Annotated in this window: 12 protein-coding genes; 4 read left to right on the top strand and 8 right to left on the bottom strand. The window is 67.0% G+C overall.

The window, feature by feature from the left end:
• Positions 1–61 precede the first annotated feature (61 nt).
• Together ileS and ABQE93_RS23780 are read right to left on the bottom strand one after the other, a co-directional pair.
• The gene (gene ileS / locus ABQE93_RS23785; RefSeq protein ID WP_448410964.1) at positions 62–3,286 is read right to left on the bottom strand and encodes an isoleucine--tRNA ligase; all 3,225 of its coding nucleotides are present in this window, start codon (positions 3,284–3,286) and stop codon (positions 62–64) included.
• A gap of 213 nt (positions 3,287–3,499) precedes the next feature.
• Positions 3,500–4,156, bottom strand: a complete 657-nt coding sequence (locus ABQE93_RS23780; protein ID WP_448410965.1) for a hypothetical protein — start codon at positions 4,154–4,156, stop codon at positions 3,500–3,502.
• 136 nt (positions 4,157–4,292) lie between these two features.
• Here ABQE93_RS23780 and ABQE93_RS23775 point away from each other — a divergent pair, with 136 nt between their 5' ends.
• Together ABQE93_RS23775 and ABQE93_RS23770 are read left to right on the top strand one after the other, a co-directional pair.
• Complete coding sequence (locus ABQE93_RS23775) at positions 4,293–4,655, top strand: XRE family transcriptional regulator (RefSeq protein WP_448410966.1); 363 nt, start codon at positions 4,293–4,295, stop codon at positions 4,653–4,655.
• A gap of 43 nt (positions 4,656–4,698) precedes the next feature.
• Positions 4,699–5,436, top strand: coding sequence for a hypothetical protein (locus tag ABQE93_RS23770; RefSeq protein ID WP_448410967.1), 738 nt, complete (start codon positions 4,699–4,701; stop codon positions 5,434–5,436).
• 3 nt (positions 5,437–5,439) lie between these two features.
• On the opposite strand, the gene lipL is transcribed toward ABQE93_RS23770, so the two are convergent.
• The 4 genes from lipL to mutA are packed head-to-tail and all read right to left on the bottom strand — an operon-like array spanning position 5,440 to position 11,799.
• Positions 5,440–6,714 (bottom strand): esterase/beta-lactamase LipL, encoded by a 1,275-nt coding sequence (gene lipL / locus ABQE93_RS23765; RefSeq protein WP_448410968.1) that lies wholly within the window; start codon positions 6,712–6,714, stop codon positions 5,440–5,442.
• Between the two features lie 59 nt (positions 6,715–6,773).
• Positions 6,774–7,748 (bottom strand): methylmalonyl Co-A mutase-associated GTPase MeaB, encoded by a 975-nt coding sequence (meaB, locus tag ABQE93_RS23760; protein WP_448410969.1) that lies wholly within the window; start codon positions 7,746–7,748, stop codon positions 6,774–6,776.
• On the bottom strand, positions 7,749–9,983 hold the full coding sequence (gene scpA / locus ABQE93_RS23755; RefSeq protein WP_448410970.1) for a methylmalonyl-CoA mutase: 2,235 nt from the start codon (positions 9,981–9,983) through the stop codon (positions 7,749–7,751).
• A 1-nt stretch (position 9,984) separates the two neighbouring features.
• Positions 9,985–11,799: a methylmalonyl-CoA mutase small subunit gene (mutA, locus tag ABQE93_RS23750; RefSeq protein ID WP_448410971.1), complete on the bottom strand. Its 1,815-nt coding sequence runs from the start codon at positions 11,797–11,799 to the stop codon at positions 9,985–9,987.
• A gap of 104 nt (positions 11,800–11,903) precedes the next feature.
• On the opposite strand from mutA, the gene ABQE93_RS23745 reads away from it, so the two are divergent.
• Together ABQE93_RS23745 and ABQE93_RS23740 are read left to right on the top strand one after the other, a co-directional pair.
• Positions 11,904–12,668 carry a TVP38/TMEM64 family protein gene (locus tag ABQE93_RS23745; RefSeq protein ID WP_448410972.1) on the top strand — a complete coding sequence of 255 codons (765 nt, stop codon included), beginning with the start codon at positions 11,904–11,906 and terminating at the stop codon, positions 12,666–12,668.
• A gap of 183 nt (positions 12,669–12,851) precedes the next feature.
• On the top strand, positions 12,852–14,516 hold the full coding sequence (locus tag ABQE93_RS23740; protein WP_448410973.1) for a glycine/sarcosine N-methyltransferase: 1,665 nt from the start codon (positions 12,852–12,854) through the stop codon (positions 14,514–14,516).
• A gap of 18 nt (positions 14,517–14,534) precedes the next feature.
• On the opposite strand, the gene ABQE93_RS23735 is transcribed toward ABQE93_RS23740, so the two are convergent.
• Both ABQE93_RS23735 and ABQE93_RS23730 read right to left on the bottom strand, forming a co-directional pair.
• A complete protein-coding gene (locus ABQE93_RS23735; RefSeq protein ID WP_448410974.1) occupies positions 14,535–15,701 on the bottom strand; it encodes an SPFH domain-containing protein in 1,167 nt (388 codons plus the stop codon).
• Between the two features lie 22 nt (positions 15,702–15,723).
• Positions 15,724–16,155: an NfeD family protein gene (locus ABQE93_RS23730; protein ID WP_448410975.1), complete on the bottom strand. Its 432-nt coding sequence runs from the start codon at positions 16,153–16,155 to the stop codon at positions 15,724–15,726.
• Positions 16,156–16,206 lie beyond the last annotated feature (51 nt).

Here is a 16,206-nt window from a genome sequence, read left to right as displayed (position 1 = left end):
TGTGGGGTTGTATCACGCAAAATCGCGAGACGCGTCTATCTAGCCCACACTCGGCGCAGAGCTACCTTTTCGGGGTCTCGGCCCTTCTCCTGAGCCGGAATGGGTAGCCGTCGCCCACAGTTCCAGTTATCCATCCGTCATGCTCATCCTGTGCGCGCAGCCGCAGACTCGGATCGGGCTCGATAGTGAAGCGGGTCGCCAACAACTCATTGGCGATGAGGTCCTTCAGGTCCTCGCGCCAACCATCGGGAAATTCTCGAACGGTCAACTCCAATTCGATGCGGTCGCCGATATCCAGACCGCCACGCCGCCGGGCTTCCTGAAACTCGCGAATCATGTCGCGCGCCCAGCCTTCGGCCTCCAGTTCGGGCGTCACGGTCGCGTCCAGCACCACCAGGCCCGCCCCGTCGGGCAGCGCCGCGGTGTGCGTGTCTTCGGGTCGAGCTCCGCTGCGCTTCGTCTCCCGTGGGTCCGCGGCCACCAGCCGCGAGCTGTACTCCTCGGGCCCAAGCACCGCCGGACCCGCCGTCAGCGTGCCGTCGGGATTCGCCACCGCCTCACCCGCTTTGACCGCCTTGATCGCGGCCTGCACGTCCTTGCCGAGGCGCGGCCCGGCCACCTTCGCGTTGACGGTCAGCTCGAAGCGGCCGTATGCCGCGATATCGTCGGTCAGCTCCACCGCCTTGACGTTGAGCTCGTCGGCGATCAGGTCGGTGAACGGCTGCAGGCGTTGCGGGTTTTCCACCGCCACAGTCAGTTTCGGCAGCGGCAGCCGCACGCGTAGCTTCTTGGCCTTGCGCAACGACGACCCCGCAGAGGCCACCTCACGAACCAGGTCCATGGTCGCGACCAGGTCGGGGTCGGCGGGCAGCAGATCGGCTTCCGGCCAGTCGGTCAGGTGCACCGACCGCTCGTCGGTCACGCCGCGCCAGATCTTCTCCGTGGTCAACGGCAGCAGCGGCGCCGCCAACCGGGCGGTGACCTCCAGCACGGTGTGCAGCGTGTCGATCGCGTCGGGGTGTTCCTCCCAGAACCGCGAACGCGACCGCCGCACATACCAATTGGTCAGCGCATCGGTGAACTGGCGCAACTGGTCGCAGGCGCCGGAGATGTCGCAGACGTCCAGCGCCTCGGTGAGATCGTCGCGCAACGCGGCGAGCTTGGCCAGGATGTAGCGGTCCAGCACGTGCGTCGAGTCGGTGCGCCAGGTGCCCTTCTTCGGCGCGTACAGGCACAAAAACGTGTAGGCGTTCCACAGCGGCAGCAGCACCTGGCGCACGCCGTCGCGGATGCCCTGTTCGGTGACGATGAGGTTGCCGCCGCGCAGGATCGGCGACGCCATCAAAAACCAGCGCATCGCGTCGGAACCGTCGCGGTCGAACACCTCGGTGACGTCGGGGTAGTTGCGCAGCGACTTGCTCATCTTCTGCCCGTCGTTGCCGAGCACGATCCCGTGTGCCACACAGGTTTTGAACGCCGGCTTGTCGAACAGCGCGGTGGCCAGCACATGCAGTGTGTAGAACCAGCCGCGGGTCTGGCCGATGTACTCGACGATGAAGTCGCCCGGGAAGTGCGGCTCTTCGGTGCCGCGTCCGACGAACCAGTCGGCGTTCTCGAACGGGTAGTGCACCTGCGCGAACGGCATCGATCCGGAGTCGAACCACACGTCGAGCACGTCCTCGATGCGCCGCATGGTCGAGCGGCCGGTGGGGTCGTCGGGATTGGGCCGGGTCAGCTCGTCGATGTAGGGCCGGTGCAGGTCATCGGGGCGCACCCCGAAATCACGCTCAAGCTCGTCGAGGCTGCCGTAGACGTCGATGCGCGGATATGCCGGATCGTCGGACTTCCACACTGGAATCGGCGTGCCCCAGTAGCGGTTTCGCGAGATCGACCAATCCCGCGCGCCGGCCAGCCACTTACCGAACTGACCGTCCTTGACGTGTTCGGGATACCAGGTGATGTCCTGGTTCAGCTCGACCATGCGGTCGCGGAAGTCGGTGACCTTGATGAACCACGACGACACCGCGCGGTAGATCAACGGGTTGCGACACCGCCAGCAGTGCGGATAGGAGTGGTCGTAGGTCTCGTGGCGTAGCAGCACCGCGCCATTGGCCGCGGCGGAGCCGGTTTGGTCCTTCAGGTCGCGGATGATCTGCGGGTTGGCGTCGAAAACGTGCTGGCCGGCGTAGTCGGGCACGGTGTCGTCGAACCGGCCCTTGGCGTCGACGGGTGTGACGGCGACGATGCCCGCGGCCTTGGCCGTGGCCATATCGTCCTCCCCGTAGGCCGGTGACATGTGCACGATGCCGGTGCCGTCCTCGGTGCTGACGAAGTCGGCGGGCAGCACCGCAAACGCGTTGCCCGCGTCGGCGGTGAAGTACGGGAACGGCGGCAGGTAGCCGGTGCCCAGCAGGTCGCGGCCGGAAACGGTACCCAGCACCTCGGGCTCCTCACCGAGCTCGCGCGCGTAGGCCGCCAACCGCGCCTGCGCCAGCACGTAGCGCCTGCCGTCGGGTCCCTGCACGTGGGCGTAGGTGACGTCCGGGTGCACGGCGACGGCCTGGTTGGACGGCAGCGTCCACGGCGTGGTGGTCCAGATCAGCAGGTACGCGCCCTCGAACGCCCCGCCGGTGACCCGAAACCCGACGGTGATCGCCGGATCCTGCCGACTCTGGTAGACGTCGTCGTCCATCCGCAACTCGTGGCTGGACAGCGGGGTCTCGTCGTTCCAGCAGTACGGCAGGACGCGGTTGCCTTCGTAGGCGAGGCCTTTGTCCCAGAGCTGTTTGAACGCCCAGATCACCGACTCCATGAAGCCGATGTCCAGCGTCTTGTAGTCGTTGTCGAAGTCCACCCAGCGCGCCTGGCGGGTGACGTACGCCCGCCATTCGTCGGTGTACTTGAGCACCGATGCCCGGCAGGCGTCGTTGAACTTCTCGATGCCCATCTCTTCGATCTGCGCCTTGTCGGTGATGCCGAGCTGACGCTGCACCTCGAGTTCGGCGGGCAGACCATGGGTGTCCCAGCCGAAGCGGCGCTCCACCTTGTAACCGCGCATGGTGCGGTAGCGCGGCACGATGTCTTTGACGTAGCCGGTGAGCAGATGCCCGTAGTGCGGCAGGCCGTTGGCGAACGGCGGGCCGTCGTAGAACACGTACTCCGGCGCATCGGCACGACGGGCGATGCTGGCGCGGAACGTGTCGTCGCGGTCCCAGTAGGCCAGCACGTCGGTTTCCAACGCCGGAAAGTTCGGCGCTCCGCTGCTCGGCTTCGGATAGGCGGTCACTGCTCTCCTGTGCCTGATGTTGTGTCAAGCACGGGGACGACCTCGCGCGGTGCGCGAGCGCCGCGGTACCACCCCGCTTGCGCACCGATAGGCGCGCCGCTCACTTCGGGCGATGACGGGCCCACCCGTTCGGTTCTACTGGGCTGGATCAGCCGTTCTTCCGAAGGCTCCCCGGTGATGGCCGGTTCGACGCCGATGACCCGATCTTAATGGTCAGAACGGTGGCAGCGCGTCCGAGGTCATCTCGTAGAGGGCCAGCGGGAACTGCTCGCACAGTTCGGTGATCGTGTGGCCGGTGAACCCGCGGGTGTCGTACCACCAGTCGATGTGGATGTCGCCGTCGGCACGGTACATCCGGACCTCCAGCAGATGGCCGAGCGTCGGCGGGGTCTCCTGGACGGGCTGAGCCTCGTCCGGCGCCTCGCCGATGAAGTTGAAGTACACCTCCGAGGGCGCCGACGCGAGGCTTTCGGACCCTGCCGCCAGCGCGCGGTGCACGCCGGCGAGGACGTCGGTGGCGCTCATCTGGTGCGAGGTCGCGCATACCAGCGGAACGGCGTCGAGCAGCGGACCGCGCCCACTGGCGACATCGACCGCGACGACGCCCTCGCCCAGGGTGCGGGCGATGGTGCGGGTCAGCGCGGCCAGAAGGATCTCGCCCGGGGCCAGGCCCAGCCATTCGGTGGCGCCGTCGAGTTCGGCGGTCAACTCGTCGTTCGCCGGGGTGGACACCTTCGCCATGGCGGCCGACGTGTCAGTAGTCGCAGCTTCGGCGATGTCGTAGTCGGCGATGCTGACTGTTGCTAGAGCAAAATTGCCGACCGGGCGCCCAACCTGTTTTGTGGGCGTGTCCAGAAAGGGAGCAACCATGGGCATCAAGATAGCGGACATGTCCCAAATATGGGAGACCCCTCCCAAAACTGTGACGGCTGTGTCAATTAAAGCAACTATTTCCTGTTTGCGGACGGGACTGCCCAAGAACAGGAGATTGGTTTAAGGTGTTGGGGTGCCACGCACCGACGAGAACGGCAGACAGCTCAAGGCCCTGCTCGACTATCTCCTTGACGGAGAGGTCGAAGCCAAGGACATCTACGACGCGCTGGGAACGTCGAGCAGCACGTATTACCGGCGCATCAAGGAATCCGACTATCCGAACGCCGAGGAGCTGCGGCGGGTGGCTGAAAGGTTCGATCTCAGCTATCCGGACCTGCAAATCCGCTTCGGCTTGATGAGCCGCCAAGAGGTGTGGAGCTACGTCGAGTCCCCCGCTTTCACCGTCACTGCTGTACGCGAAACGAAAGCCACGCGTACGTCGCGACCCCCCAAACTTTCTGAACTCAAGCCACGCAGTGACGCACCCCCGCTCTAGCCCTATACTTTGCTGAGTACACCGCGGCTCTAAGGCGAACCAAATGGCTCTGGCGACACTCATCGTGATCACGCTTTGCTGTATCGCGTGGAGCTTGTGGATTCGTCGGGTCACGTGGTCATCGCGGTGGGAGTTTGCGGCGACACTGAACATCGCCTTGCAAGGCGGCGCCGTTTTGCTGATGTCGCCGTGGGCGTCCGAGACGGTCGGCGTCATGCTGCACTCGCTCACCGGCAAATACAATCTCGAGGACTACATCGGCCACGACCTCTACATCGTGGCCGCCTCCGCGGTCGTCTACAACACCCTCGGCCGGCTTCAAGACGACCATGACCTGCAGCGCTCCTTCAAGCAGTACGTCGAGTTACCCGCAACGCTGTGCATCCCGCTGCTGCTGGTGACCTTCACGCTCGGCAACGGCGCCAAGATCTACCGGCCCGACTTCTTCACAGTGCCCACCGACTTCTGGCTCAACATGTACTGGCTGCTGCTGTGCGCCACCCTGATTTACTTGCTGGGCTACGGTGCGCGGGCGCTGATGGTGCTCCGTCAGGACCCGCGTTCGCGCAAGGTCGCCAACATTTACCTCGTCGCGTCGGCCTCTGGTGTGGCTGCGTGTCTGGCCCGGCTCGCCACCGCGTTCATTCCTCAGCTGCAGGCCTGGGACAACGGTTCGGTGCTCGTGTGGGTGTTCGCGTGCGGCTGCGGCGCCGGGTTCGCGATCACCTCCGCGGAGTCGTGGCGCAACAAGACCAAGTGGTTCACCAGCGCGAACTCCTGACCGCTAACCCGCGACCGGTTTGAGCGCCGGGTAGTACGGCGCGCCGAACCCGGGCACCGTCTCGTAACCGCGTCGTCGCGCCTTGGCGGCGTCGCGGCGGATCAGCGTTCCCAGTGCGGCGAACGTGACCTGGTCGAACACCATTCTGGTGAGCAGCCGGTTGTGCACGAAGCCGAACGACAGCCCCGTTGACGGGTCGGCCCACCCGACCGAGCCCGCCAACCCGGCGTGCCCGAAGCCGGGCAGGAAACCCGGCGGGAACGGCACGGAGTGGTAGCCGAGGTGAAAACTCAGCGGTACGAAGATGTTTCGGTCCGGCCAGTACACCGGTTTCCCGGTCAGCGCCGCAACGCGCTCCTGGGAGAGGAACTGGCTGTCTTCGATGCGGCCGCCGTTGGCGATCGCGCCGTACATCTTGGCCAGCGCCCTGGCGGTGGCCACGCCGTTGGCCGCGGGGATCTCGGAGTCCAGAAACGGTGTGTCGCCCTGTACGACGGCCTTCATGCCCGGGAAGTACATCGAGCCGAACATGCCCGATATGCCCATCGCGGCCACGCGCGGCGCGACGAAGTTGAAGACCGGGTTGGCCATCGTGCCCTGCGGTGCGAGGATCTGCGCGGCACGGGTCGGAGCCTTCGCCGGTGGACGGCCCAGGTGCAGCCCGTCGGTGTTGAGCGGCTCGGCGAGTTCTTCGCGTATCAGATCGCGCATCCCCTTGCCGGTGACGGCGCGTCCCAGTCCCGACATCAGCCAGCCGTACGTCAGCGCGTGATACGCCTGATGCCCGTACAGCAGCCGGTTCACCGGCGCGGCCGCGACCCGCTTCTCCATCGCCTGGTGGTCGAGCAACTCGGCCTTGGTGCAGCCGTTGAGGTGCGACAGCCCGGCGCGGTGCTGCATCACCTCGCGCACGGTGATCGCTTCCTTGCCGTTGGCGCCGAACTCCGGCCAGTACTTGACCACCGGCCGGTCGTAGTCGATCAGCCCGCGGTCGGCCAGTCGGTGGATGACGGTCGACGCCATGCCTTTGGTGACCGAGAAGACCATGGCGCCGGTGTCGGCGGTCCAGTACTCGGTGCCGCGCCGGTCGCAGTAACCGGTCCACACGTCGACGACCGGTTCGCCGTGCAGGTAGACCGCCAAGGCGCCGCCGCCGAATCGGCGCCCCGGGAACAGCTGGGAGAACGCGCGCAGAGAACACGCGAAGTTCGCGTCGGCCGCGCCCTGGACACCGTGCGGGAGTGCGACGCTGCGCTCCCCATTATTGACGTACGCCACAATGAATCTAATTTACCTGTTAGCCCGGCAAATAAACCAGCCGTTACCCATTTGTTAGGTCAGCCGAGTTCAGCCGCATCGAGAAGCCGTTGTGCAGCAAGGGCAGGGGTCAACTCGCCGGATCTGACCTGGCGCTCGACTTCGGCGCGGATCTCCTTTACTGCCGAATGTGACAGCACACGGTCCAGCACCGCGTCGCGCACCATCGACCACGTCCAGTTGACCTGCTGGTCGCGGCGGCGCACCTCGAACTCCCCCGCCTCGGTGAGCACCTGACGGTGTTTGAGCACGGTGTCCCACACCTCGGCCAGGCCGACACCTTCCAGCGCGCTCATCGTCAGCACGGGCGGGCGCCACAGCGTCTCGCGCGGATAGATCAGCCGGATCGCCTGGGACAACTCGCGGGCGGCCTTTCTGGCCTCCACCGCATGCTCGCCGTCGGCCTTGTTCACCACGACGACGTCAGCCAGTTCGAGGACACCCTTTTTGATGCCCTGCAACTGATCCCCGGTGCGCGCCAGGGTCAGGAACACGAACGTGTCCACCATGTCGGCGACCGTCACCTCGGACTGTCCGACGCCGACGGTCTCGACCAGGATGACGTCGAAGCCGGCGGCCTCCAGCAGCACGATGGTCTCCCGGGTCGCCTTGGCGACCCCACCCAGCGTGCCCGACGTCGGCGACGGGCGGATGTAGGCGTCGGGGTGCACTGCCAGCCGCGCCATCCGGGTTTTGTCGCCGAGAATCGATCCGCCGGTGCGGGTGGACGACGGGTCGACTGCCAGCACCGCGACGCGATGACCCTGCTCGATGAGGTACATGCCCAGCGCCTCGATCGTCGTCGACTTGCCGACGCCGGGCACCCCGGTGATCCCGACGCGCATGGCGTCACCGGCGTTCGGGGTCAGCTCGAGCAGCAGCTGCTGGGCCTGTTCACGGTGGTCGGGCCGGGTGGATTCGACCAGCGTGATCGCCTTGGCCAGCGCGGCGCGGTCGCCCTGCGAAATGCCCGACGCAAGCTTGGTGGCGACCATTTAGCTCAGCTGGTATCCCAACCGCTCGGCCAGCTTCTTGAGCAGACCGACCGCGGCGTCGGCGATCACAGTGCCCGGCGGGAAGATCGCCGTGGCCCCGGCGGCGTAGAGCTCGTCGAAGTCACCGGGCGGAATGACGCCGCCGACCACGACCATGATGTCGGGCCTGCCGACCTCGGCCAGCGCCTCGCGCAGCGCGGGCACCAGCGTGAGGTGCCCCGCGGCCAGCGAGGAGACCCCGACGACGTGCACGTCGTTGTCGGCGGCTTGCCGGGCCACCTCGTCGGGGGTGGAGAACAGCGAGCCGACGTCGACGTCGAAGCCGATGTCGGCGAACGCGGTGGCGATGACCTTCTGCCCGCGGTCGTGGCCGTCCTGCCCCATCTTGGCCACCAGGATGCGTGGCCGACGGCCGTCGGCCTCGGCGAACTCCTGCACCAACTCGCTCGCGCTTGAGATGTTGCTGACCTTTCCGACTTCGTCGCGGTAGACCCCGGCGATGGTACGGATCTCGGCCTGATGGCGGCCCCAAACCTTCTCCAGCGCGTCGGAAATCTCGCCGACGGTGGCTTTCGCGCGGGCTGCGTCGACGGCCAACTCGAGCAGGTTGCCGTCCGATTCGGCGGCCCGGCTCAAGGCTTGCAGCGCGGCGTCGACGGCGCCCTGATCGCGGTCGGCGCGCAGCTGCTCCAGCTTGGCCAGCTGCTCGGCGCGGACCCTGCTGTTCTCGACCTTGAGCACCTCGATCTCGTGGTCCTCGTCGACCTGGTACTTGTTGACGCCGATCACCGGCTGCGCCCCGGAGTCGATGCGGGCCTGGGTGCGTGCGGCGGCCTCCTCGATGCGCAGCTTGGGGATGCCGTCGCTGATCGCCTGCGCCATGCCGCCGTGCTCGTCGACCTCGTGGATGTGCTCGCGGACCTTCTCCACCAGCGCCCGGGTCAGCGACTCGACGTAGTAGGAGCCGCCCCACGGGTCGATCGGGCGGGTGGTGCCGGACTCCTGCGCCAACAGCAGCTGGGTGTTGCGGGCGATGCGGGCCGAGAAATCGGTCGGCAACGCCAGCGCCTCGTCGAGCGCGTTGGTGTGCAGCGACTGGGTGTGGCCCTGGGTGGCCGCCATCGCCTCGATGCAGGTGCGCGCGACGTTGTTGAACGGATCCTGCGCGGTCAACGACCAGCCCGACGTCTGCGAGTGGGTGCGCAGCGACAGCGATTTGGGGTTCTTGGGTTCGAACTGCGCGACGAGCTCACTCCACAGCATCCGCCCGGCGCGCAGCTTGGCCACCTCCATGAAGAAGTTCATCCCGATGCCCCAGAAGAACGACAGCCGCGGCGCGAACTTGTCGATGTCCAGCCCGGCGTCCAGCCCTGCCTTGATGTACTCGACTCCGTCGGCCAGCGTGTAGGCCAGCTCCAAATCCGCTGTGGCACCGGCCTCTTGGATGTGGTAGCCCGAGATCGATATCGAGTTGAACTTCGGCATCTTCGCGCTGGTGTAGCCGAAGATGTCGGAGATGATCCGCATCGACGCCTTCGGCGGATAGATATAGGTGTTGCGGACCATGAACTCCTTGAGGATGTCGTTCTGGATGGTCCCCGCCAGTTTCTCCGGCGGCACACCCTGCTCCTCGGCGGCCACCACATACAGCGCCAGGATGGGCAGCACCGCGCCGTTCATCGTCATCGACACCGACACCGTCGACAGGTCGATGCCGTCGAAAAGCTGCCGCATGTCCAGGATCGAATCGATTGCCACGCCGGCCATTCCGACGTCGCCCTGCACCCGCGGATGGTCGCTGTCGTAGCCGCGGTGAGTGGCCAGGTCGAACGCCACCGACAAACCCTTCTGGCCGGCGGCCAGGTTGCGCCGGTAGAACGCGTTGGATTCCGCGGCGGTGGAGAACCCGGCGTACTGACGGATGGTCCAGGGCTGGTTGACGTACATGGTCGGATACGGCCCGCGGATGTAGGGCGGTTCCCCCGGGAAGGTGTCCAGCGGGTAGCCGGCCGCGACGGCGGCCTCCCGGTCGGCGCCGACGTAGACCGGTTTGACGTCGACGCCCTCCGGGGTTCCCCAGGTCAGTTGCTCCGCGGCATAGCCGTGGGCAGCGGCGGCGGCTTCGACATGGGCTGCGACGTCGGCCGGTGTCGGCGGCGCCGGCGTCTGCTCGCCGCGCAACGGCACGTCGGCGAAGCTTGCGATATCCGTCCCGGCGACATCGTTGACAGTCATCTCAGGCCCCCAATCTGGTGAGCAGGTCCGACAACACGCTGACCGCGTCGATCTTGACCGTCAGGTAGCCGTCCGGTTTCGAATCGGCCTCGGCGACCGCCTGTTCCGGTCCGGCCAGCAGCACGTGCTCGACACCCGAGCGACGCGAGGCATCGACGGCGGCCGACGCCTCGGTCGCATAGCGGGCGTCGGTGCCGCAGATCACTGCCACCTTCACCGGGTCCGCCCCGTCTGCGTCGGTCACGGCCTCGATACCGCCGGAGGCCAACAGGTTCGTCGCGAACGTCGCCCGGATGTTGTGTTCGGCAAGCGGACCCAGCGGCAGCAACCGGACCGCCGGCCTGGCGCCGGTGCGCTCCAGGAACGCGTCGCTGCGGTCCCGCAGCGCTTCGAATCCCGCCGCGTAGCGGGCCACGCCGGGCAGCGACTCCCCCGGCGGCAGCGGCGGTTCACCGAGGTTCGGATATTCGTTGACACCGGTGATCGCGGTCCGGCGGTGGGCGATGTCGGCCGCGCGCCGCTCGGCCACCTCGGTGATCTGTTCGACGACGTAGTCGCGAGCCGTCTGGAAACCGCCGCGGGATTCGATGTCCTGAAACTGTTTCCACGCCTGCTCGGCCAGTCGCTCGGTGAGGTCTTCGACGTGCCAGGAGCCCCCCGCCGGGTCGAGCACCCGGCCGACATGGGACTCCTCGATCAGCAGCAGCTGCGTGTTTCTGGCGATGCGGCGCGCGAAACTGGCTGCGGTGCCGGGAAATCCGCCGACGATCGCGACGTCGAACGGATGCACCTGCACGGTGTCTGCGCCGCCGACGCCCGCAGAGAAGGCGGCCAGCGTGGTGCGCAACATGTTCACCCACGGATCGCGTTTGGCCATCATCGGCAACGACGTCACCGCGTGCAGCGTCGCTGCCCCCGCTTCGGCCCCGCCGATGACCTCAGCCACCCGCGCCCACAGCAGCCGCGCCGCACGCATCTTCGCGATCGTCATGAACTGGTCATCGTCGGCGGCCAGCCGGAAGCTGATCTGACGCAGCGCATCGACCCCGCCGACGCCACCGTCGCCAAGCAGCCGCAGATACGTCACCGCCGCCGCGATGCTGCCCGCCAGCTCCCACGATGCGTTGGCGCCGATGTTGTGGAACGCCGGGCCGTCGACCGTGATGGCCCGCACGTGTCCGTGATGGCCGGTGACCTTGGTCGCGGTCTGCACGACGTCGGCGATGTCGGGCGCGGATCTGCCGCTGACCGCGGCGGTCAGCGGATCGGCGCCCAGGTCCAGCGACAACCGCGCGCGTTGGTCGTCGTCGAAATCGGCCAACAGGGCCAGAACTGCGTCGGCGGCGGCGACGTAGTCGCTTCCCGCGTCCAGCACCACCGGGACCAGGTCGAGGAATACGCCGTCGAGCAGCCGGTCCAGTTCGGCCGCGGGCACCCCGTCGGGTCCGCCGATCGTGAGTACCAGGCTGCTGACACCTTCGGTCAGCGCGAGCAGCAGGGCGCCGTTCTGCTCACCGGCCGCGGTCGAGCCGTTGGTTGGGAAGGCCTCGGCGACCTTCCAGCCCGCCTTGACGTCGCGCAGCGCGTCGCCGCCGCGAACGTAGGGCCACTGGCCGGGCAGCGGATGCTCGGCGACGGCGTCGAGGCTGGTGTACAACGGGCGGATCGGGAAGCCCTCGTAGGTCGGCGAGTCGAGCAGCCGTTCGGGTTCGGCGGGCAGATCGGCGGGGTCCCGCTTGGTGCTCTTCGCCAACACCCCGGCCACCGCCGAGCGCCAACGCTGGACATCGGCTTCGATCGCAGTGGATTTCTGCACGCCATCAGGCTAATTGATCACCCCGGAGCCGTTGTTCGCCGGGCAGGCGACTCCCCGCGCCGCCGAGCGCCGATACCGGGCGGGGTTCCGTACTCTTAGTAGGCGTGAACACCGTCGTCAGCACCCTGCGCGCGGTCCGCGCGGCGGTGATCGTCACGGCTACCGGCGTGCCCCGGCGACGCGTCGTCACGATCGTCGCCGCGATTGTGATCCTCATCGCATTCGCGCTGCTCGTGCCCCTGCCGACCGCGATTCAACTGCGTGACTGGGCCACCTCGGTCGGGCCGTGGTTCCCGCTGGCGTTTCTGGGCGCGCACATCGTGGCGACGGTCTTCCCGTTTCCGCGCACGGCCTTCACGTTGGCCGCGGGATTGCTCTTCGGCCCGGCGCTCGGCATCCCGCTGGCGGTGGTGGCGGCCACCGTCAGCGCCCTGATCGCGTTGCTGTTGGTCCGCGCCGTCGGCTGGCAGCTGGCGCGCGTGGTGCGCCATCCGCGCATCGACTTGCTGGACGCGCGGCTTCGCCAACGGGGTTGGCCGACCGTGGTGTCTATGCGGTTGATCCCCGCCGTGCCGTTCTCGGTGCTGAACTACGCCGCGGGCGCCTCTGCGGTGCGGGCGCTGCCCTACACCCTGGCGACCTTGGTCGGACTGCTCCCCGGCACCGCGGCCGTGGTCATCCTCGGCGACGCGCTCACCGGCAACGTCAACCCGCTGCTGGTGTTGGTGTCGGCGTGCACCGCCAGCGTCGGCATCGCCGGTTTGGTGTACGAACTCCGCGCGCATCGCCGCCACCATTCGGCAGAAGTGGCTCCTCCTGTGGCACAGGCGATCTCGACCGAAGATGAACTTGCCGCTGACCCGCTGTGACCTGCGTTATCGGCAACCGTTAGGCTGGTTAAGCGGTGAAAAGCGAGGATGATTCGAGCGTTGGCCGGTGCGGCCAGCTCGCCCTCCGCACGATTCTTGGTCCCACCGCAGTGTTTTCCGCCCGCGTGACCAGTGCTCTTTCGCGTGTCGACGTTGGGAGCACGACGACAGGAGGAGGTTGAAGTGTCCCGGCCACCTGGCCTTCAAGACAACGCGGAATTGGTTTTGCGCGAACAGAGTTACGGCGACGACCCGCTAGCCGATCGCGAAACCGATCTGTACCGAGGCGAATACGTGATGAGCTTCGTCGAGAAGTGGGACGAGCTGATCGACTGGGAGGCGCGTGCCCAGTCCGAGGGACAGTTCTTCATCGACGTACTGCGGGCGCGCAATAAGCAGACTGTGCTCGACGTGGCGACCGGCACCGGATTTCATTCCGTGCGTCTCACGAAGGCGGGCTTCGACGTCACCAGCGCCGACGGTTCGGCGGCGATGCTGGCCAAAGCGTTCGAGAACGGCCAACGCCGCGGGCTGATCCTCAAGACCGTGCAGGCCGATTGGCGGCAGTTGAACCGCGGCATCCAGGGCAAGTACGACGCGATCATCTGCCTCGGTAACTCGTTCACCCACCTGCACGACGAGCAGGACCGGCGCCGCGCGCTGGCCGAGTTCTACGCTGCGCTGCGCCACGACGGGATCCTGATCCTGGACCAGCGCAACTACGACGAAATGCTCGACAACGGCTTCTCGTCCAAACACAAGTACTACTACTGCGGTGATCAGGTGTCGGCCGAACCCGAGCACATCGACGACGGGTTGGCCCGCTTCACCTACGAGTTCCCGGACGGCTCCAAGTACACGCTCAACATGTACCCGTTGCGCAAGAACTACGTTCGGCGCCTGATGCGCGAGGCCGGGTTCGAACGGGTCCGCACCTACGGCGACTTCCAGGAGACCTACCAGGAGAACGAGCCCGACTTCTTCATCCACATCGCCGAGAAGTCGGTGGCCGAAGACGCGACGGTGACCACCCGCGCGGATGCCGAGGCCTACTACGACAGCGACGACGCCGACGCGTTCTACTCGATGATCTGGGGTGGCGAAGACATCCACGTCGGCTGTTACGAGACCACCCGCGATATCCGGGCGGCCAGCGTCGAGACCGTCGACCGGATGATCGAGCGGCTGCCGCGGCTGGAACCCGGCAGCAACGTGCTCGATCTGGGCTCCGGTTACGGCGGTTCGGCACGTCGCCTGGTCGCCACGACCGGTTGCACGGTGACGTGTCTGAACATCTCCGAAACTCAGAACGACGCCAACCGCGCCAAGAACGTGGCCGCCGGACTCGCCGACCGCATCCACGTCGTGCACGGCAGCTTCGACGACATCCCCGCACCGGACAACACGTTCGACGTGGTGTGGTCCCAGGACGCGATCCTGCACGCGTCGGACCGCCGCAAAGTGCTCAGCGAGGCGTTCCGGGTGCTCAAACCCGGCGGCGAGATGATCTTCACCGATCCGATGCAGGCCGACGATGTGCCCGACGGCGTTCTGCAGCCGGTCTACGACCGGCTCAACCTGCCCGACCTGGGATCCATGCGGTTTTACGAGCAGGCCGCGCTGGCGCTCGGGTTCGAGGTGGTCGAGCAGATCGACCTGGTGCACAACCTGCGGACCCACTACGACCGGGTGCATTCCGAACTCGAGGCCCGCCGCGGCGAGCTCGAACAGCAGTCGTCGAAGGCCTACCTCGACAAGATGGTGGTCGGCCTGCGCAACTGGGTGCAGGCCGCCGACGACGGCCACCTCGCGTGGGGGATCCAGCGGTTCCGCAAGCCCGCCCAGTAGGGCCTGGAGGTCGCCGGCTCAGCCTTCGGGCTGGGTGCTCGGCGACCGATCCAGTTGCGGCGCAGGGTAACCCGGCTGCTGCACCGGAGTGCGGGCTTCTGCCTCGGCCCTGGCGACGGCCTGCGCGATGGCCGGATCGGTCTCGGTGGAGAACCAGTCGGCCACTTCGTCGGAGTCGTCTTCGGGTTTGGGCAGATCGTCCTCGACCGGCGACGGGGTGTAGCGGAACACGCCGTCGTCGCCGGGGGCGCCGAGTTGCTTGGCGAAGCCCTGTAGCGCGGCGCCGAAATCGCTTGGCACCAGCCACACCTTGTTGGCCTCCCCCTTGGCCATCTGCGGCAGGGTCTGCAGGTACTGGTAGGCCAACAGCTCAGGCGTCGGACGGCCGGCCTTGATCGCGGCGAACGTCTTCTCGATCGCCTTGGCCTGACCCTGGGCCTGCAGGTACTGGGCGGCGCGCTCACCTTGGGCCCGCAACATCCGCGACTGGCGATCGGCCTCCGCCGCCAGGATCGCTGCCTGCTTGGCGCCCTCGGCAGCCAGGATCTGCGCCTGCTTCTGCCCCTCGGCCTGCTTGATCGCCGACTCGCGTTGACCCTCGGCGGTCAGGATCATCGCGCGCTTCTCCCGGTCGGCGCGCATCTGCTTTTCCATCGAATCCTGGATCGAGGGCGGCGGGTCGATGGCGCGCAACTCCACCCTCGCCACCCGCAGCCCCCAGCGGTTGGTGGCCTCGTCGAGCACACCGCGCAGCGCGGTGTTGATCTGGTCGCGCGAGGTCAGCGTCTGCTCCAGTGTCATCCCACCGACCAGGTTGCGCAGCGTCGTCGTGGTCAGCTGCTCGACACCGACGATGTAGTTGCTGATCTGGTAGACCGCGGCCTGCGGGTTGGTGACCTGGAAGTAGACCACCGTGTCGATCGCGACCGTGAGGTTGTCCTCGGTGATCACCGGCTGCGGCGGAAACGACACCACGCGTTCGCGCAGGTCCACCCTGGCGCGGATGCGGTCGACGAACGGCACCAGCAGCGTCAGCTGGCCGCTGACCGTGCGGCTGTAGCGGCCCAGCCGCTCGATGACCGCGGCCTCGGCCTGCGGAATCAGCGCGACCGCCTTGGCGACGACGATGGCGGCGAACACCACCAACACCGCGAGGAGGATCAAACCGGCTATGGCACCGTCCATGGTGGTTCCTTCTTTCGTGCCTCTAGTCGAGCTTGTGGACGACGGCGGTGGCGCCGTCGATGTGCACCACGGTCACGTGGTCGCCCTGTTCGTACACATCGTCTGAGTTCAGCGGGCGCGCGGTCCAGACCTCACCGTCGAGCTTGACCTGTCCCTCATGTCGCGCCACCCGGTCGAGCACCAGCGCGCTCTTGCCCTCCAGCGCCTTGGCCGGCTCGGGCAGGCCGCGTCCGGACTGGACTTGCCTGCGCAGTGCGGGCCGCACCAGCACCAGCAGCAGCACCGACACAACCGCGAACACCACGCCGTGGACCCACAGCTCATCGAAGATCAGGCTGGAGCCCGCCGCGGCCAGCGCGCCGCCGCCGAGCATGAGCAGGAACATGTCGCCGGTCAGCGCTTCGGCCCCGGCGAGGGCCAGCGCGGCGACAAGCCAGATCAATGCAGCGGGCATACCGCCAGCCTAGCGCGGGTCCGCGATACGCCCCGGTGAACAACTACACTG

This window comes from Mycolicibacterium sp. XJ662 (assembly GCF_053484035.1).
The sequence above is the reverse complement of the archived record's forward strand: the minus strand, read 5'-3'. Positions and strand labels throughout refer to the sequence as shown.

Coding starts and splice junctions, on each gene's coding strand:
- meaB (WP_448410969.1), bottom strand. CDS start 7,748: ATGGTCGCCACCAAGCTTGCGTCGGGCATTTCGCAGGGCGACCGCGCC.
- ABQE93_RS23780 (WP_448410965.1), bottom strand. CDS start 4,156: ATGGTTGCTCCCTTTCTGGACACGCCCACAAAACAGGTTGGGCGCCCG.
- ABQE93_RS23770 (WP_448410967.1), top strand. CDS start 4,699: ATGGCTCTGGCGACACTCATCGTGATCACGCTTTGCTGTATCGCGTGG.
- ABQE93_RS23730 (WP_448410975.1), bottom strand. CDS start 16,155: ATGCCCGCTGCATTGATCTGGCTTGTCGCCGCGCTGGCCCTCGCCGGG.
- scpA (WP_448410970.1), bottom strand. CDS start 9,983: ATGACTGTCAACGATGTCGCCGGGACGGATATCGCAAGCTTCGCCGAC.
- ABQE93_RS23735 (WP_448410974.1), bottom strand. CDS start 15,701: ATGGACGGTGCCATAGCCGGTTTGATCCTCCTCGCGGTGTTGGTGGTG.